The organism is Paenibacillus sp. FSL R5-0475 (genome assembly GCF_038004585.1).
In the GTDB taxonomy this organism is placed as follows: domain Bacteria; phylum Bacillota; class Bacilli; order Paenibacillales; family Paenibacillaceae; genus Paenibacillus_AQ.
On record NZ_JBBORK010000001.1, the window covers coordinates 3,223,861 to 3,243,049 of the forward strand.

19 protein-coding genes are annotated in these 19,189 nt (G+C 38.9%); 4 read left to right on the forward strand and 15 right to left on the reverse strand.

What is annotated here, in order from left to right:
- Entirely contained in the window at positions 1 to 1,158 is a 1,158-nt protein-coding gene (locus MKX41_RS14475) for an ROK family transcriptional regulator (RefSeq protein ID WP_339797254.1), read from the reverse strand.
- Positions 1,159 to 1,666: 508 nt separating this feature from the next.
- A complete protein-coding gene (locus tag MKX41_RS14480) occupies positions 1,667 to 2,329 on the reverse strand; it encodes an MgtC/SapB family protein (RefSeq protein ID WP_042189928.1) in 663 nt (220 codons plus the stop codon).
- A 208-nt stretch (positions 2,330 to 2,537) separates the two neighbouring features.
- Here MKX41_RS14480 and MKX41_RS14485 point away from each other — a divergent pair, with 208 nt between their 5' ends.
- Positions 2,538 to 3,503: an NAD(P)H-dependent flavin oxidoreductase gene (locus tag MKX41_RS14485; protein ID WP_339266035.1), complete on the forward strand. Its 966-nt coding sequence runs from the start codon at positions 2,538 to 2,540 to the stop codon at positions 3,501 to 3,503.
- A 116-nt stretch (positions 3,504 to 3,619) separates the two neighbouring features.
- Here the strand turns inward: MKX41_RS14485 and MKX41_RS14490 are convergent, their stop codons facing one another.
- Positions 3,620 to 3,835, reverse strand: coding sequence for a hypothetical protein (locus tag MKX41_RS14490; RefSeq protein ID WP_340971384.1), 216 nt, complete (start codon positions 3,833 to 3,835; stop codon positions 3,620 to 3,622).
- A gap of 349 nt (positions 3,836 to 4,184) precedes the next feature.
- Between MKX41_RS14490 and MKX41_RS14495 the strand changes: the two genes are divergently transcribed.
- Both MKX41_RS14495 and MKX41_RS14500 read left to right on the forward strand, forming a co-directional pair.
- Entirely contained in the window at positions 4,185 to 4,583 is a 399-nt protein-coding gene (locus tag MKX41_RS14495; protein ID WP_042189934.1) for a DUF2871 domain-containing protein, read from the forward strand.
- 190 nt (positions 4,584 to 4,773) lie between these two features.
- The gene (locus MKX41_RS14500) at positions 4,774 to 5,202 is read left to right on the forward strand and encodes a VOC family protein (RefSeq protein WP_042189935.1); all 429 of its coding nucleotides are present in this window, start codon (positions 4,774 to 4,776) and stop codon (positions 5,200 to 5,202) included.
- A gap of 87 nt (positions 5,203 to 5,289) precedes the next feature.
- Here MKX41_RS14500 and MKX41_RS14505 read toward each other — a convergent pair whose 3' ends face one another.
- The 4 genes from MKX41_RS14505 to MKX41_RS14520 all read right to left on the reverse strand — a co-directional run bounded on the left by MKX41_RS14505 (position 5,290) and on the right by MKX41_RS14520 (position 10,529).
- Positions 5,290 to 7,632 (reverse strand): ABC transporter permease, encoded by a 2,343-nt coding sequence (locus tag MKX41_RS14505; RefSeq protein WP_340971387.1) that lies wholly within the window; start codon positions 7,630 to 7,632, stop codon positions 5,290 to 5,292.
- A 2-nt stretch (positions 7,633 to 7,634) separates the two neighbouring features.
- The gene (locus tag MKX41_RS14510; protein ID WP_340971389.1) at positions 7,635 to 8,408 is read right to left on the reverse strand and encodes an ABC transporter ATP-binding protein; all 774 of its coding nucleotides are present in this window, start codon (positions 8,406 to 8,408) and stop codon (positions 7,635 to 7,637) included.
- A 165-nt stretch (positions 8,409 to 8,573) separates the two neighbouring features.
- Entirely contained in the window at positions 8,574 to 9,842 is a 1,269-nt protein-coding gene (locus MKX41_RS14515; RefSeq protein WP_339266047.1) for a HAMP domain-containing sensor histidine kinase, read from the reverse strand.
- A gap of 3 nt (positions 9,843 to 9,845) precedes the next feature.
- Positions 9,846 to 10,529, reverse strand: coding sequence for a response regulator transcription factor (locus MKX41_RS14520; protein WP_076300532.1), 684 nt, complete (start codon positions 10,527 to 10,529; stop codon positions 9,846 to 9,848).
- Between the two features lie 66 nt (positions 10,530 to 10,595).
- On the opposite strand from MKX41_RS14520, the gene MKX41_RS14525 reads away from it, so the two are divergent.
- Positions 10,596 to 11,858: a serine hydrolase domain-containing protein gene (locus tag MKX41_RS14525; protein WP_340971392.1), complete on the forward strand. Its 1,263-nt coding sequence runs from the start codon at positions 10,596 to 10,598 to the stop codon at positions 11,856 to 11,858.
- Between the two features lie 34 nt (positions 11,859 to 11,892).
- On the opposite strand, the gene MKX41_RS14530 is transcribed toward MKX41_RS14525, so the two are convergent.
- The 8 genes from MKX41_RS14530 to MKX41_RS14565 form a co-directional block, all read right to left on the reverse strand.
- Positions 11,893 to 12,252 carry a hypothetical protein gene (locus MKX41_RS14530; protein WP_340971394.1) on the reverse strand — a complete coding sequence of 120 codons (360 nt, stop codon included), beginning with the start codon at positions 12,250 to 12,252 and terminating at the stop codon, positions 11,893 to 11,895.
- Between the two features lie 270 nt (positions 12,253 to 12,522).
- Positions 12,523 to 12,666: a hypothetical protein gene (locus MKX41_RS14535; protein WP_280786537.1), complete on the reverse strand. Its 144-nt coding sequence runs from the start codon at positions 12,664 to 12,666 to the stop codon at positions 12,523 to 12,525.
- Positions 12,667 to 12,760: 94 nt separating this feature from the next.
- Entirely contained in the window at positions 12,761 to 12,988 is a 228-nt protein-coding gene (locus MKX41_RS14540) for a hypothetical protein (protein ID WP_339242538.1), read from the reverse strand.
- A 14-nt stretch (positions 12,989 to 13,002) separates the two neighbouring features.
- A complete protein-coding gene (locus MKX41_RS14545; RefSeq protein WP_340971399.1) occupies positions 13,003 to 14,064 on the reverse strand; it encodes a TIGR04066 family peptide maturation system protein in 1,062 nt (353 codons plus the stop codon).
- Entirely contained in the window at positions 14,061 to 15,335 is a 1,275-nt protein-coding gene (locus MKX41_RS14550; protein WP_340971403.1) for a radical SAM/SPASM domain-containing protein, read from the reverse strand. The genes MKX41_RS14545 and MKX41_RS14550 overlap by 4 nt, the downstream gene beginning before the upstream one ends.
- Positions 15,336 to 15,429: 94 nt before the next feature.
- Positions 15,430 to 17,217 carry an ABC transporter ATP-binding protein gene (locus tag MKX41_RS14555; protein WP_339266058.1) on the reverse strand — a complete coding sequence of 596 codons (1,788 nt, stop codon included), beginning with the start codon at positions 17,215 to 17,217 and terminating at the stop codon, positions 15,430 to 15,432.
- 156 nt (positions 17,218 to 17,373) lie between these two features.
- A complete protein-coding gene (locus MKX41_RS14560) occupies positions 17,374 to 18,171 on the reverse strand; it encodes an ABC transporter permease (protein WP_339797273.1) in 798 nt (265 codons plus the stop codon).
- A gap of 3 nt (positions 18,172 to 18,174) precedes the next feature.
- Positions 18,175 to 19,086 (reverse strand): ABC transporter ATP-binding protein, encoded by a 912-nt coding sequence (locus MKX41_RS14565; RefSeq protein WP_339266060.1) that lies wholly within the window; start codon positions 19,084 to 19,086, stop codon positions 18,175 to 18,177.
- Between the last annotated feature and the right edge of the window lie 103 nt (positions 19,087 to 19,189).

Here is a 19,189-nt window from a genome sequence, read left to right on the forward strand (position 1 = left end):
TTAATCCAATGCGAAAAAACGATTTTGCGATAGTAATCCAGATCCGATAATTACACCATTCTCGTTCAACATCGAACGATGAATGGAGAAAGACCCACGAAGGGGTTCCCATGTGAAGCGTGAAAGATATAGATTCTCGACTGCTTCATAAATATCCGGAAATTTGTCTACGAGTTCTCCACTCAGGATCACACTATCGGGGTTATACATGCATACGACATTGTTGATTGTAATCGCCATATACATGAGCGCACGCTCGATCAAATGAACCGCCCAATGCTCTCCTGCATCCTTTGCTTCAAATAACTCCTCGATCGTGCGAATCGGACGAATCCGATTGGCTTCCAACAACAATGAACTGATATTTATATAGGTCTGTAAGCAACCCGCCTTACCGCACTCGCACATCATTCCGTTAGGATCCACTGTCGTATGCCCTATTTCACCAGCACTGTTCATCACCCCGCGATAAATCTCTCCCTCAAGGATCATCGCCGAGCCAACGCCTTGCCCGAAGCCCAATAGTGCGGTACGGACAGATCCAACAGCAGCGCCTTTGAGGTGTTCAGCAAGAGCTCTAACTTTCAACTCATTATCTACAGCAATTTCAAAACCGGTTAGTTCCTTTAGGCGTTTTGCTAAGGCAACATTCTTCCATCCAAGCTGAACAGAGAAGACAACAATACCTTCTTCGTTATTCACAATTCCAGGAAGTCCAACGCCAATACCGACGATACGCGTTCTGTCAATCACATGCTGCTGCGTCAGTTGTTCAATCGCTTCATTGATTCGTTCCAGTGTCTTGTCTGGACTCTCGTCCGGAGTACGCGGGTATTGCCTGCTGCAGAGAAGCTTACCTTGCAAATCTACGATACCTACAATCATAAGACTGCGATCCAGCTCAACCCCAACCGACAATACAGAAGCGTCAACCATAGCTAGCAACGTTGATTTCCGACCTAATCCTGACGATACCTGATCCGAATCCAGTAGATAGCCCTGTTCAGTTAATTCCCCAACAATTCGACTTACAGTTGTAGGACTCATACCCGTTTGTTTGGCGATGGAAGCGCGAGAAATTGGTTGTTGATTTTTTATGATTTCGAAGACCGTCAAACGATTTTGCCGCTTCATAAAATCCTGATCGTGCTTTTTCACAGACATTCTCCTAATTATTTTCTTCAGTGCATTAATCAAACTAATAAAACTATAAAAATAAGAAAAAATTTGCCAATTAAGCTACGCTAATGTATTATTTGATTAAATTTCAGTTTAGTTTCTCCAGTGATGGGATTAATAATAAAGGCTCATTGATTGTATGTCAATATAAATGACATATTTTTTTATTCGAAATAAATGAAAGCGTTTAATATGTGATTTTTATAACAATCTCCAATAAATACATAACACAAACATAACATAAAAGACCAAAACCGCTCTCATAATAGACCGAGCGGAAACTATAAATAGGAAAAACTTAATTTAGAGGTGGAGGAAATATCTTAAAAACAAAAGAGGTTTGGGGTCGATGCAGAAGTTTTGTGGATCTGAATATTGGAAAAAAGGTAGAATCGTGCGCGGATTGATAGTGAAATGGAAATTGCACCCGCATCAAAAGTAAGTTCTTCATATAGAAACCAACTTTTGATGCGGAATGTTAAAAAAATTATTGAAACTCTACTGCCTTAACAGACGCGTCCTCTTGTATCAGTGACAACAATTTCACAGCATTAAACGATTCAGGAAATTTTACGATAATTTCTAAATTCAATTCGGAGGCAAGACTATTATTTTCAGCGTGAAAGCTTAAAATGGTAATATTTTTTTCTTCAAGGAGCTGTTGAATTCTACTCACGGCTCCTTCTGAATTAGTCAGACAGATCACAATCTGTTGCGTTTTCGGTGAGGCCAGCCAACTGTATCGGCCATGCAAAATCTTTTGTCCAAGTAAGATAATAATTGTTGCTCCTCCACCAAGAATATATAGGCCCGATCCAATCGCCAGCCCTAGTCCCGCCGTTGCCCAAATCCCCGCTGCAGTTGTCAGGCCCTTCACAGTGTGTCTATGCATGAAAATCATTCCTGCACCAAGAAATCCCACTCCACTTACTACCTGGGCAGCTATACGTGCGGGATCGAGCTTAACATAGGACCAATCAGCTTGATCCTGAAATCCATATTTTGAAATGATCATCATAAGTGCAGCACCTAAAGCAACAATAAAATGCGTTCTAACTCCCGCTTCTTTCATCCGACTTTTTCGTTCAAAGCCAACTAAAACACCACAAATTCCAGCTCCAACTACACGAAGCAAATATTCAAACTCCATACATAGTCCTTCTCTCCTTATAATATTGCTATTTATTGTATCATAAACGGATTTCTATATTTCTCCCTCCTATAATATGAACATGATATTTAACATAGTTTGAGCATGCGCACAGTCACATCTGCAAAGATTTAACTGTGATACCTTTATAACTGTTACTCCAGTAGACATTTTATAACGGTCTACAACTAGTGAAAGAGGTGCGTATATGAAACTGCCAACAATCCAATTTGGGCATATTAAATCCAAGGTTCCTGTAATTCAAGGGGGTATGGGCGTAGGCATATCCTTAAGTGGCTTAGCTGCTGCTGTAGCCAATGCAGGCGGGATCGGCACCATTTCCGGTACAGGAATCACCACTGATGAACTGAGAATGCATATTCGCAAAACAAGAGAGCTCTCAAAAGGGATTGGATATATCGGTGTGAATGTTCTATTCGCGATGAAGGATTTTGCTGATAAAATGAAGGTCGCTTTGGAAGAAAAAGTGGACTTTATTATTTCTGGAGCCGGGATTTCCAGAGATATTTATGCTTGGGGTAAAGAGTATGGTACTCCTGTGGTGTCTATTGTTTCCTCCGCCAAATTAGCCAGAATATCCGAAAGACTTGGTGCCTCTGCAGTCGTAGTGGAAGGATTTGAAGCCGGAGGCCATTTGGGCACAGAGAGATCCATGTTCGAAATTCTTCCTGAGGTTGTAGAAGCCGTTTCGATTCCGGTTATTGCTGCTGGTGGGATTCTGACGGGAAATGATATCGCAAAAGCCCTTCGGATTGGCGCTTCTGGTGTTCAGATGGGGACTCGTTTCGTGGCGAGCCATGAATGTGATGCTCCTTTGGCCTTTAAACAAAAATATGTAGATGCTCAGCAAGGTGATACTATTCTAATTAAGTCTACAGTTGGGCTAGATGGCAGAGCGATTCGTAATGAATTCACAGAACGTATTAGTGATGATGCCAAATTAAAAATAGCAAAATGCTCTAATTGTCTAAAGGTATGTTCGCATCGCTTCTGTACCATGGAATCCCTGCTAACTTCGCTTAGAGGAGATGTTAAGAACGGATTAGTGTTTGCCGGGTCCAGAGTTCATGAGATTAAAGAGATATTGTCCGTACAGCAGATTATCGACAATTTAATGTATGAGTATCAAGGAGCATTGAACCCGGTAACTTAAGATTGTAATAGGATACTTATGGGATGATAAAGTTAAAAAAAGAACCCTTTGTTGTATGCAACAAAGGGTTCTTTTTAAAAGGCGTTGTTTATAGTTGACACTATATCAGCATAGCCTTACATCATTCCACGAGTACTAGAAATGCCCTCTTGTTGATGACAGCTCTTATACATTTGTTCTAGCTCGGAATCACCTAAGTTAGGATGTCTTTCTTTCATAAAGGGCAACATCTCTTTAAAAGTGCTTGGAGCAAACCCGGCAGCATAAGCTGCTGTTCCAATTCCAAATGACAAAATAACAACACTGATTACTGCAAATACTCCTCTTTTCAAAAAAACCATCTCCTACTTTATAATACGGAAAAAATCAATACGAAAAAAATTTGCTGAAACCAACATGCACATCAGACCCATTCCCATAACTAGAATGGCTATGATCCAATCCGCTTTTTTCATATTCATCCTCCCGTGCCATCGAACACCCTGAATTCAATGAATAGTGGGGTTCAATAATATTAATGATTATAGATGAATATTGTGTGGAAACTATGTGGGACATGCTTAAGAGATTAATTTTTGTCAATTCCGTGAAATTAATCACTATATAATCATTTGTTCATACTGCGTTCTTATTTGAAAGATATGATTTCAATATAACAATAAACATAAAGGAGTCATGATCATGAAAAAATTGTATTACACGTCTTTTTTCTATGCCATTCTTGGTTTGATAGCAGGTGTTGCTTATCGTGAAATTACCAAAATGAATGATTTCGAAGGAAACACCATCTTAGTTGCACTTCATACTCATATCCTTGTACTGGGCTTCTTCTTCTTTATAATCGCATTGATCCTAGCCAAGTTATTTAATATCCATGAAGCTAAATCCTTTGGCGCATGGTACATTGTATATAACATTGGTCTCCTGATCACGATCGGTACTATGGCCACTCGCGGGATGCTGCAAATTAACGGGACTGATATCAGCTTCTTACCGCATATTGCGGGTCTCGGTCATGCCATAGTAGGTGCTGGTATCATTTGGCTACTAGTTCTGCTCGGTAAACGAATTAAATCATAGGAAAAAAGCCGCTGGATCATATTCCAGCGGCTTTTTTTGATTAGTCATATTTAAGCTCATACCAAATGAGACTATAAGTATATTTGTTTATACACTGGTAAATGATACAATATGGAAGTCGCGAGATATCTTAAATTTTAACTTTAAACCATGCTTTCGATGCCAATAAAACTTTTAAGGAGTGAAGTAAATGTCTATCGATGTTTATCTGAATTTCAACGGGAATTGCCGTCAAGCCGCAGAATTTTACGCGGAGGTATTTGGCGTTGAACGTCCACAAATCATGACCTTTGGCGAAACACCACCTGATCCCAATTTCACTCTTCCTGAAGAAGCCAAAGATTTAGTTATGCACACTCGCTTGAATATCGAAGGCAGTAATGTAATGTTCTCTGATGTTTTTCCGGGCATGCCTTTTGTGGAAGGAAATAACATTAGTCTTTCGGTAGTTAGTAAGGATTTGGATGGCATAAAGAAATATTTCCATAAGCTTAAAGAAGGCGGAAAAGTAGGTATGGAATTACAAGAAACCTTCTGGAGCTCGTGTTATGGTAGTCTAAAAGATAAATTCGGCATCGATTGGCAATTCAATTATGATGACGGACGAATGAATATGTAATAAAAATAACAACGAGTATGGAGTGGCTGTGGAACCTATTAATACAGGTGCAGCCTACCTCCAGCTCGTTGTTTCTTGTTCAAGCTCTTAGTCCATAATCAAATCATATACACTGACCTTCCGAATCCGTCTTGCAACTAACATGGATACCACATAAGCAACAACTAGAATGACAGCACACAGTAGAAGCACTTGAGGCAGACTAACCGCCAGCTGAACGTTATAAATGCCTAGACTTGAAAGCAATAATACAAACGCCGAATCCGAGAAAAAATAACCTGCTAAACTCCCCAATAATACTCCAACTACAATCACCGGAAAAAGACTGAACGTAATCTGTGTCATCAAATTAAAGGTCGTATATCCGATACCTTTAAGAATACCGAATTCCCGCTTACGTTTCATAATCAACGTCTTAATCACCAAATACAAAATTAAACTAACCACTATAATTGTGACCGCGGTAATGACTGCTGTCATAGAAGATACTGCTGAAGTGAATGTACTGAGCGTACTTTCTAACATGTCTAAAATGTTCGTTACGTTCCATTGTCCAGGGAGACGTTCTTCAAGCTTTTGAATGAAGACTTGAGGATCTTCCCCTTCCTTTAAGTACACATTAATGGACTGGACTGAGTAATTCGGCTGCAATTTTCTCATTCCATCTTCTGTTATGGTAGCTACCATACCTAACTGATTAATCTGCTGGCTAAGACCAGTCACCAAATAATTTTGGGTTACCCCATTAAACGTAACTGGAATCTCGTCCCCAATCGATTTATTTTTCATTTTTGCAATTACACCGGATATCGCAATTTCATTATCAAAAATGGGCTGCCTACCTTTATAGACCGTCTGCGTCTCCAGCTTGGCATAATCATCAGATACACGGATCATAAAACTGGAATCATCTATAGAAGCTACTCTACCTTCCAATATGGAGATCTTCTGAACCTCAGGCATGGCCTCTACTTCTGCAAATATCTTTGGATCATGATCAGCTTTTTTTAGATCAAGTTGCAAATTGGTACGTTCTAGACCCACTAAATCTAAAACGGCTGAAGTATCCCCTTTAAAGTTAAAATTAAGGATGGAGCAAAATATACTCGAAAAGGTCAACCCTGCAACGATCAGCACGATCATAAAATTCTGCTTGGTCTGTCTAAATAAAGACTTCAGACTTAAGGCGAATTGCAAATTCAATGAAGTGCTCGCTAGCGGAAAATGATTTTTCTTAAAATTGTGGGTAAGAAGCCCGCTCTGAAGAGCTGCTATCGGAGTAATCCTTCGAATCTTTCTACTAGACAGGTAGGCAACTAAGAGAATCAGCACCGTAACGATAAGCAAACTCAACAAAGCACTTAATAATTCAAAAGTTGTCGGCCACAACAGTCCAACCGAAGACGAAATCATATTACCTACTAAGGGCATGACTAGAACAGAAATCAAACTTCCCGGTATGGAGGCCATTATAGATACTGAGACGAACTGTAACAGAAATGAGGATATGATCTGCCTTGACGTATAACCGTTCGCTTTCAAAACACCGATGTTGGTTAGGTTATCCTCAATATTCCCGAAGATCTGAAACCTGATCACAATCAACGAGATTACAACCATAATCAATGCAAATACAATCAGAATAGCGGCTAAAATATTCACAAAAACGCGGTTACCTTCGAGCCCCACATCAGTTCGCATGACTAAAAATGAACTTGTGTTTCCAGATCCAAAAATCTGTTCACTCAACTTTTGCTCCAGCTTGACTTCTTTCGCCCGTTCGTTTAATTGTACAGATAAAAAATTAAATTGAACTTCTTTCCCAAGCCGTTCCTCTAATTGCTTATAACCTTCATCGTTTAAAAATATTTTCAAAGCCCCATTCGTCAATGTCCCAAAAAGGGGTTCCTCCGTAAATCCACCGATGGTATAAGTGAATTTGTTGTTATCGTATTCAAACGAGATCGTATCCCCAAGGTTATACCCTGAGCCTCCGTGAAAGATATACGGCAAATAAATTGTATTTTGATCCGCAGGTTCCAACCGAGAAGTGGTATTAAATAGTCCCATAGAGCGCTGCGAATCCTTATTAAGAATCAAGAAAGCAATAGCTGTATTGTTTCCCCCGTAGTTTATCTTTACATCAGGTAGCAGAAGCGCCGCCTCATTCTCCCATGTTTCAGTATAAGGATAGCTATCCACCAGAGATTCATAATTCTTCACATTCTCATTTAAAGGAAAATAAGCGGTGATATCAGGTGTATTTAGCTTCGATATTTTTTCTTGCTGAAAAGAATTAAGCTTCAAGCTGACCGTGAGGCCAATGTTCAGCAGCAGCGCAGCAATCATAATCAATACGAAGAGCGTAATCGTTGCACTTTTTCTTTTACGAATATTGGACCAAGCAAGCTTTCCTATTAAGCTTCTCATCCCTACCACCCCAATTCGGTCAGAAAGGACTGTAATTGCTGCTGCCGTTCAGGTCCACTATCTTCGCTATAAGGGGAAAGGCGCAAATCTCCGATGACTACCCCATCCTGCAGATACAAGATCCGATTACCACGCAGCGCAGTTTTGAGATCATGGGTTACCATAATTATGCTTTGCCCCTGCTTATTTACCTCGGTTAGGACACGCAGTACCCCTATTCCTGCTGAGCTATTTAACGCTCCAGTCGGCTCATCCGCAAAGACCGCTTTTGGACTGTTGATAAGGGCCCGGATAATACCGGCACGCTGAGCTTCTCCTCCTGAAATTTGCGCTGGAAACTTACCCCAGATGGTGTCATCCAGGCCTACATCAAAGAGCAGCTTTTTGGCTTTTTCCACAGCCCTAGCTCTATCCTTTTGGACAAGAAAAGCACTTGATAATACATTGTCGAGGACACTCATTGAATCGAGCAGATGGATCTGCTGAAACACAAATCCACAATTCTTCCGCCGGAATATCGCCAGCTGATCATTACTCATCGCCGTAATATCTTGACCTTCAAACAAGACCTCTCCAAGCGTTGGCTTATCCATTCCCGAAATGGCATACAGCAGTGTTGATTTACCAGAACCAGAGCTGCCCATGATAATCGTGAAATCACCATGATATAAGGTCAGATCCAGATTTTTTAATACATGCTGCTGAGTTCCTCCATGGGAAAAGGTTTTTCCAAGCTTATGGGTCTGCATCAATACTTTATTATTCACTTCGTTCATGTTGAACACTCCATTTACGTTCATGCTCATTAATTACGCTAATAGTAACCCTAGCTCTACGCACAATATAATGGCTGCAATTACAGACTCATTCGTAATTGCAACCTAATCGTACGTTAAATGTTCTTAACATGTCTTTGTGCAATCCTTAGCGAATTCTTAATTCTATCCTGCTAAAGGAATCAGCAGCTTTACAGTAAATCCATCCTCCCGATTGGAGCATACAATGTCGCCCTGCATTTTTTGCATCATATAACGAGAAATGTACAGACCTAGACCTGCACCGTTCTGGCTCACGGCCAGACTGCCCCTAAAGAATTTATTGAATATTAAAGGCAATTCCTCCTCAGGGATACCCGGACCATAATCCAGAACATCAATCTCCAGATAATGATCCCTAATCTCGAATTGAATATCGATGGGTGTACCGGCGTAGGCATACTTATAGGAATTGTTCACCACATTATCGATGACCTGCTGCAGCCGTAAGGGATCCACCATAATGATACAGTCTGGCACAGATGCAGCTGAAATCCGTTCGTAGAAGTTCACATTATTTATAATTTGGGTCAGGAGGTGACTATTCTCCTCCGTTAAGCTGACGTTTAGTTCATTCAGTTCCTCCAAGGTGGAATGGAACATGTCTGTGACCAGACGATCAATCTGATCCGCTTTGGAATACAAGGTATTTAGCTGTCTGCTTGTCTTCTCATCTCTTGCGCTTAATAACATCAGTTCCGTAATCGCCTTCATCGAAGCGACGGGTGTCTTAATATCATGACTGAGACTAGCAACCAGCTCCTTCTTACTCTTGTTCGCTAAATATTCACTGTGCCTAGCCGCCGCTAGCTCTTCCCGCATCATATCGAAGCTTTCGGTAAAAGCACCAAATAGATGATTACGATCCATCTCCAGAGGCACTTCAAGATCGCCTCTTGCGATATGGTTTGCGAATAGCTGCATTTTGCGAAACGGACGAAGAATGGATCTATTCAGGAACCAAATATAGAGGATGCCTAAAATTGTAAGCAAAAGCAGCATCGCAACAGAAACTTGTATAAATTGTTGTTTCATATGTATAAAAATCGTACGGTAATCATTATTAATAATTACTTTACCCACCAGCTGATCCCGAACAACAACATCAACTAAGGTATCCCGATTATTGATAGCTTCGTTAACGCTAACGGAAATCGCATTTTCAGTCTGATATTTAAGTTCACCAGAAGTATCAATAATGGCGAAATCATAAGGACTTTCCTTGTACAGTTTCGGCTCAAGCTTATCCCAATGCTGCTCTGTAAGCTTAACAATGGTATTGATCGCCACTCGGTCTGTTGAGGTCTCCACTTTCAAATTAAATATCAGCAATAAGAGAGTTATACTTGCAGCGAGTATAGTGAGCATCAGAGCTATCAGCAGTTTTTTAGTCATAGCTTATTTATCCTCAAAAGCATAACCGATGCCCCATACGGTACGGATGTACTGCGGATCGTTAGGATTCTGCTCAATCTTCTCACGAAGATGACGGATATGTACATTTAAGGTGCCATCTCCCGCAAAAACATCCCCCCATACCCCTGTAAATAGCTCCTCTTTAGGGATTACCCGATTTTTATGCTGGATCAAAAACTTTAGCAATTTATATTCCATTGTTTTCAGCTTGAGGGGTACGCCGTTAAGACTTGCCCTTCTGAGTTCGGGATCAATCTGGATGGGTCCGGATTCAAGAAGGGAGGACTCGGCTACAACTTCGTTGTTGTACCGTTTAAGCACCGCCTTTACTTTTGCCAGCAGCACTCTCAGGGTATATGGCTTATGAATATAATCATCTCCCCCGATATCTAGCGCAATTAATACATCATCCTCACTGGAGCGGGCACTAATAAACAGGATGGGAATCCCGGTCGTCTGACGCAGTTCTTTGCATAACTGGAAGCCGGATTCACCACCTAAATTAATATCTAGGAGTAACATCGACACCTGATGCTCACTCAAAAAGCTCCGACAGGCATCGGCGCTCGTAACAAATGCGGTTTGAACATCAAACAAATTAAAATATTCGCAGGTGGTCTCCGCAAGCTCAATTTCATCATCAATAATCAAACAATCATATCTCATCGATTTCTCTCCACTTCAACTGAATTTATTATTATGTTAGAATATGCCTTTAAGGAGGGGTTACCTGTGGATACACAGTTCCAGCGTCTGGAGCACTATTTAGATAAATACGAACAAAGCTGGCCATTAAGTGGCACAGTCTTAATAGCTCAGCGTGGAGAAATCAAGTTACATAAAGCGTACGGATATGCGAATCTTGAACATCAGGTCCCCAACACTTTAGATACCAAATTCCGGATCTGGTCACTTACCAAATCATTCACTGGCATGGCTATCCTGATGCTAAAAGAACAAAAACGTCTCAGACTGGAAGATCCAATCCTAAAATATCTCCCTCAGCAGCATGCACTAGAGGGGATTACCATCCTTCACCTGCTGGGACATACCTCTGGTATAGCCAACTACACTTCCATACCCGAATATAATCAAAAATTAAATAAGCTAAAGCTGACTCCACAGGAGATGTTACAGCTATTTGTGAGTCAGCCCCCTGCATTTATGCCTGGCACTTCATTTGCCTATAACAACTCAGGTTATTATTTGCTGGGGATGATTATTGAGAAGATTACAGGGATGACATTTGAAGATTATATCACTACTTTTATATTACAGCCTCTGGGCATGGTAAATACAGGAGTTTATAACAATCAGCAGATTATTCAAAAATTAGCCTCACCTTATCATTCTTCTTGGGGAGAGTATACTCAGGGGGAATACATAGATATGAGTTCTATCTTATCTGCTGGCGGGATGTATTCGACCGCTGCCGATCTTTTCCTGTGGGATCAAGCCTTATACTCCGATCAATTAGTGTCTCATAACACCCTAGAGATGGCTTTTCATTCCAGTAACCTCAAATATCGATTTGGTTGGTTCTTGGACGAACGTTTTGATCGAAAAAGAATGTATCACGGCGGTGCCTATCGCGGCTTCCGAAGTGAACTGCATAGATACCCTGAAGATCAAACAAGCATAATCATGTTGACTAATTATGATTGCGTACCCGTCACTAAGTTAACGGAATCGCTAGCTGGATTAGTCTTCGGCGAACCTGTAAGGGTGCCGATCTCTCCGCAAGCCTACCCGCTTGATGATAGCATTTATGCTTCATTTATGGGAACCTATGAGGGATATGGCTGCAAAGCGAGCGTCGAGCGTAGTGGGCAAGATTACTATTTTGTCTGGAATGATGTAGAGGTCACTCCGTTTTATCCAATCTCGGAAACAAGATTCCATCATACGAAGCATGATTCAGAATATGAATTTAAGCGGAATGCTCAGGGTGTGCTTTCATTTCTGGGAATGCATAAAAAACAAGACAAGTCTTAAATAGACCTGTCTTGTTTTTTTGTTTGTGTTTACGCTAGGCCTTAGCTATAATGATGAACTCAGCCAGAAGCACAAGTAGGGCAGTAGCAACGCCAAGCGAATTAATTACCGTTAAAGCATCTGGGTAGCTTTCTTTCTTAAATTGCGAGAATAAAGATACCATCCATAATACACTGAAGAATAATGCGACCAATCCGGAAATAGCCTCACTATCCACTTTTCTGCTCCGTATAAAAAATCCTACAAGGCCAACAACGGTAAAAATCATGTATATAACAAGCTCTATGGATGTGATGACAATCGCCTCGCCTGCAGAGAACAAATGCATTAACATGTATTGAATCCCTAAACAAATAAACACAAGCTGGTTAAAAGAAACTTTGTTCACTCTCATAGCTTATCTCCTTTTAATTTAAGTAAACTGCAATGAAAAGATAACGCTTTCATTATATCTGTAATTAAAATAATCCTCTGTGACTTTCAGTACTCTTCCGATATCAGCCCAATCAAAACAAGCCCTGAACAAAAAAATCTCCTGGCAATATGGTTGCCGGAGATTTTATATTAGAGTTTAAATGCTGACATAAAGGATGTATCCAAAACAGCCAATTTTCTAATAAAACTTCGTCAAAAACAGGATCTCAATTAATGATGCATAAATTCACTAATTTTTAACAGCATTCAAAGCATCTAATTGGTCACTATGTCTTTTTTCTGTAAAAATAAGGCATAGACACATACACCAGCAAGTTGCAAATGTAGAGACCATAGGAGCTACTTGTTGAGAAGCGTTTTTATTCAGTTCCATTGTTTAGTCCCCTCCTTTCAGTTTGTCATAGGGTCTGTTTTGAATACATCTCTTATGTCAGCATTGAGAATGATAGAGCGAAATTTCTATGCCACTACTTTAGATGTTTCGGTATAACTTCAATAAGTTTTTCTACAGTTAAGTCTTTGATTTCACGGATAAAAGAATCATTGATTTGGAATCCTAGTTCATTCTCGAGATCTGTTAAAATATAAATGATATTTCTAACAGAAGTTACACCTAATAGATTGGTCGTTCTATCGAATTCTTTGACATAATTTTTGACTGTTTCTTCTATAACCTGTTCGTTTAGATACAACAACTCCTTCCCCTCCTTTAAATCATCGGAATATTATTTTGCAGCTCACTTATAATTCTTCTAAAAGCCTCTTCCTGACTTGTAGAATTAGAAAGATTAAAAGTATACATCCCCTCTTGAGAATAGGAATTGTTTTCCATTGAGTCTCGATAATCTACAGAATAGTATTCTAGTTGTCTTGCTTCTGGATTATATAAACAAACATTCTCAGAAATATGATAGTAATCAATATTAACGCCATATTTATATAAACAAGTGGACTTCATTTCTTTCAAATGAGATTCTTCGTAATTTCCGTTATACAAACTTAATATTGTGATATCTGGTGTGACTGCATTACTGATTAGGAAAGGTATATACCCATATCCATTGGGAACTGAAGTGCTATACTTAAGAATGCTTCCTGGAACTCCAATAATAATGACATCTGGATTCTCAGCTTGTTCTATATATTTAATATAGGCATTAATACTCTCGACCTGTTCTGAAAACGTTAGATCATTGCCGTCTATAATGTCTGGGATTGTATGGTATCCCCATAATCTAGATAGTGCATTGCTGGAAATCAAACTCATCTTATATCCCGAATTGCGAAAGTTTTCACTTAGTTTAAGCTGCAAATTCCATTTTCCGCAGTTTTCCCCCATCCCCATAATTAAAATAACTGGGACGTCGATACTCGCTAATGCATTCTGTTTCGATATAGAAGGATGCTCTAGATCCAGACACTCCCAACCCTCTATGGTTGATTGGTTTAATACAGTTTTTAATTCAGACACGTACATAATATGCTTTCCCTTCTCTTCTGCAAGAGAAGTTAACCGGCAGTAACCTGATTCATCAACTTGAAATTGAGGCTTACATAATAACAGTACATCAACTGAGTTAATCAGATCATTTAAATAAAAGCTCTCTTCATCACATATTAAAGCCTTTTTAGTGTCGTCCACTTCATCGAATGACTCCCAGCCTTTTGGAACTACGGCATACATCAGCTCGAAATTCTGAAGCCCACTTTCTGTTAGCAATAAAGGTATCAGACCTTTGTGAAAAGGGTAAACCGCCAGTTTTTTCTTCACAGTGAAATATCCTCTCTTTTAAACTGATATTTAAATTCCCTCATCATCGTATAGTTCTTCAAATTCTCTAATGCCGACGCTTTAACCCTGTTGCATTTGCTAAGCTTATAGCTTTCTGAATAATGTTCATCCTTTCCATTATCCGCTGCAGCGGGGCATATAGAGCAGCAATGAAAGGCCCAGCATTCTTTACAGTGTTGTTCCGTAACTGCTCCAACATTCAAAATTTCTCGAACCTTTTTAATATCAAAACCATCCTGAAGATTTCCCATTTTCATTAGTGAAGAATTTTCATCTATACGCTCACAAGGAAATAAGTTACCGTTTACATCTACAAAAAGTTTTTTCAAGCCTGGTATACAAGTCCCGCTAGGATGAGCAATTTTCGGGGTCTCATTGATTGGCGAAAGAAACTCTTTGTAGCTATAAATGGTTTCAATATCACGTTTATGATAGGCCACAGGCTCTTCTTTTACTTTTCCTAGCAGCAATAGGTATGCCTTCAAAGCTTCGTAATTTCGCTCTTCAAAATAAGCCTCACCATAAACGAATTCCGTCTCTGTATAGTTCATGGATAGTGTATTAAAGTTAACTTTAGAGAGGTCACTAACTCCTTCTCCCGCTCTAAAATAATCAAAGATCTCTTCGAACTTACCATCTGGACTAATAACTGTATTGAACTTCAGTTTTTGATATAGATCAGGATAGTTATCTCGAATATGTACAACATTACGATATACATTCTCATAGGAACCACGTCCATTTACAAACGTCCTATTTTCATTATGAACATCCTTCGGTCCATCCAGGCTAATCATAATGGATATGTTAAAATCACGAACTTCCCTTGCAAAACTATCATCCAGAAGTGTGCCATTAGTAGTCATACCAAAGGAAATTTCTTTGCCGCTGACTTTTTCCTGTGTATATTTCATAGTATCTATGATTAGTTTTTTTTCAATCAAAGGCTCCCCACCATAAAAAGCTACATGCAAGTGGTCCACGTCTTTAGAATGGGCTACAAGGAAATCAATCCCTTGCTGCAGAGTATCCCAGGTTATATTCAGAGCAGAATGTGAACGATTATTATAAATTTCATTGCTTGAGTAAGGACAGTAACCACAACGCAAGTTGCAATTTTGAGACATTTGAAAAGTGATTGAGTTAACACAGCGCTCTAACTGGTACTCCAACATTTGACTTGCCGGATGCTCAATTTGTAGAATCGGAGATTCAGCTAAAAGCCCTCTCTTTTGAAAATCTTTAAGCACATTTACATCAGCTTCCTCATAACTGCCTTCAGAAATATGACTTAACGCTTCATACTGATTCTGTTTGATTTTATAAATACTGTTTCTATTCATGTCATAGACGTAATGTAGATTCGCTCTCGTTTGAAAAGGAATAAAAGGCATCCGGGGTTTCCTCCCTTTGAGTACTAGTAATCATATCTCTAAAACTCTCCTGAGATGTATACAACTCATCAAAAGTTCCTATCCCAAGAACCTTGCCACCATTTAAATAAATAATCTTATCTAATCTCTTTAATACTTCCGGTCGATGCGTGATAATGATAGTCATCATATAACGATCTGAAGATAACAGTTCCTCGTTAAAAACCTGCTCCGAATAATAGTCATAGCTTGAGGTTGCTTCATCCAATAGCAGAATTTTTGTATCCTTACGTGCTAATGTTCGGGCAAGTGCTATTTTTTGTTTTTGTCCACCCGATAGTTTAGCGCCATTATAACCAATTCGAGTGTCCATTTTTTCGGGTAGGTCTTGGATAAATGAATATGCCCCTGACTGTTTGCAGCTTTCCAATATCTCAGTAAGTGTAAGCTCTTCAGAAATGTTGATATTGTTCGCCACAGTATCATTGAAAAGATAATTGTTTTGAGCCATCAAGCTCCATATTGAGCGATAGGATTCAAAAGTATACTCTTTCACATCTTTATCGTTTATTTTGATGATGCCTTCAGTTGGCTCATAGAATCTTAGCAGCAGATTTACAACAGATGATTTGCCGCTGCCGTTCAAACCAATAATCGCTACTTTCTCACCTTTTTGAATGGTAAAATTCACTTGATCCAGAGCTTTTTCATTCTCATAAACCAAGGATACGTTTTCGAATTTCAGATCATTGATAGATATTGATTCTAATAATTCCTTCGCTTCCGGTTTATCAATTTCAGCATCGGTATTTAGAAATTTTAAAAACCGCTCAAAGGCTGGTTTCACGCTGGATAATTGCGTAATCAAATACGATATGATAGTAATTGGTTCAAATACCAATGATGAGTACGAAATGAAAGATACCAGACCGCCAATGGTGATTTCATCTTTTTGGATTAACCAAGCACCGTACAAGTAAAGACCACAAGTAAACAATGTCGTCATAAACGAACCCGATATACTATCAATAAATCCATAACGCATTAACTTGGATTTAGCATTTTTACTTCCATCCAGATTCACTTTCAGTTTCGCTAGTCGTTTTCCAGTAATCCCCCATACTTTTATCGCTTCAATGCCACTAATTGCATCCCCTAACCATTCTGAGAAATTTGATTGCAAGTGCATAATGATTTCATATACCTTTACTTGCTTTTTATATAAAAAACTGCTAATTAGCATTTTGACTGGAATTGTAGCGAGCATAACTAGAGTTAATTTCCAGTTAATATAAAACAATGCTGTTAAGCCGGCGAAAACTTTAAATAGATTAACGAAAGATGTTAAAAATTGCGTGTCTGTCAAAGACGATATGTTGGCGATATCTTGAAAAAGCTCAGACATCACTACTGAGAAATTTCTGTCTTTAAAAAATTTCGTGCGTACGGATAACACATGTTTACAAGCTTTCTTATTTAAGTCATATGGTATTCTCACACTTATTTCCTTATAGTAATAGAATTGAAAAATACCAAGTAATTGTTGGATAAGGAATACTAAAAAAATTAGCCCTACGTATTGAATAACTCGATAAAAATCCAAACCTAGAATACCAATGTCAATAAGTTGCTTGGTAAACCAAGGAGTCAAAAAGCTCCCTATAGAAGTCACCAACATAACAATACTGATTATCCAAATGTTTTTACGGTAAGGATGAAATAACTCTTTAATGCTGATCCATACTACATTGTATTTCATTTCACATAACTCCCCGCAACATATACTGAGACTAGCCTCATCCCATCTCAATACCAACAAAAAGAACAACAAAAACTACAATAGCTAGCAACGCACCTACAATAACGATCGTTTTTGGTGATCTATTACCCCTGTCCATTTCAATTCCTCCTTTATCTACGCGTGTATATCTCTTTTTCCAAACGAAATATAGGTGACAGACAAACTAATAGCTATGATAATCACAGGAATCAGCACCACTTCCATAAAGCTCTTTGCTCCGGTTAGGACTATATGTTGTGAATTAACGACGTAAATTCCGGAAAACTTCATAACTTGGGTCGTTAAAGCATGGTCTGAAATCCCCCTTAACAATGCGGAGGAAGCATCACGGAAATAACCGGATATCATGAAGTCGCCAAATATAATTAGAAAAGTTACAACCACCGCTGAAGCCGTTCTTTTAATAAGAATACCTACCATAATGATTAGAGCAGCATAAGCTGATAAATAAAGGATATTTAATCCCAGTACACGGGAAACTTGAATCAAGTCAGCAGAAAAATTACGATTACCGATGTCAGTCCCAATTATCAAAGCAGCTATCATATAAGCGAGATAAAACACTACTGTAAATTGTAAAATCCACCATATAATAATTTTAAAAACAGAAAGGTATTTCCCCGTGATATAGATAAACCTACTTTGTCCGGAAGCCAGGATAACTTTGATAGATCCATATTCAAATCCTTCGGTTGCAAAAAAACATACGTAAACTGGAATAATAAAATAAAAAAATAAAGATAAAGGTGTCACAATCGTTAAGGGTTCCGCGAGATTACCGATTTCAAAACCAGCTTTACCGCCAATCCAGATTGCTAATACCAGACTTGCTATAAGGAACAGAAGAGAAATTCCCTTAAACATGATATCCCTTCTTATAAAGTAAGACTCAGCTTTCAGAAAATCCCTCATTGCTCATTCTCCTATCAGATCCATATAATAATGCTCAAGATTTGCTGTGGACAGGTTAATTCCTTCAAGTGGAATTCCATTTCTAATTAACGTTGACATTAACTGTTCAAGATCTGTCAAATCCTTGGGAACCAATATTTCTCCGGCTTCTGACAATGTGATCGAATGAATATTAAGATCGTTCTTAAGCACGTTTATTGCCGCAGCTATTTCAACGGTCTTAATACAAATTTGCGCTTCGGCTGATTGTAAGAGTTCTTCCACAGAGACTTCCTTAATGAACTGCCCTTTATGAATAAACCCGAATTTGGTAGCTAACAATTGGAGCTCACTCAAGATATGGCTGGAAATCAAGATGGTAACCCCTTTTTCATGTGCCAGCTTAGCCAATAATTTTCTCATTTCTACAATTCCTGTAGGATCAAGTCCATTAATCGGTTCATCCAACACTAAAAATTCCGGTTCATTGAGAAGGGAAATTGCCAGCCCTAAGCGTTGACGCATGCCCAGAGAATATTCCGTTGTATTTTTGTTTTCAACATCCGTTAGTCCCACTAAATTCAGCACATCTTTAATTCTCTTAAAATCCGAAATACCATGAATCTTGCAATAAAAGCTTAAATTCTCTTCAGCATTCATATGGGGGTAGAGGGCAGGTAGCTCTATTAAAACCCCCATTTTTTTCCTGACTCGTGCGATGTCCTTCTCACTACTTTTACCCATCAATTGGATAGTCCCTTTTGTAGGGTAAACTAAGCCACTAATTATTTTCATGAGTGTGGTTTTACCTGCTCCATTCTCACCTACAAAACCATAGATATCACCCTGTTTAATCTGCATATTTATATTTTGAAGCGCATTTGCACTGCCGTACTGTTTAGTTAATCCCTCAGCTTCAAAGATTGTTGTATTCATTTTTCAACTCCTCCATACCGTCTACTACTAATTGATATTAAATTAGCATGTTTACTAGAATTACTAATCGCAATAGTAAAAAACACTGGAATAAATGTAACTT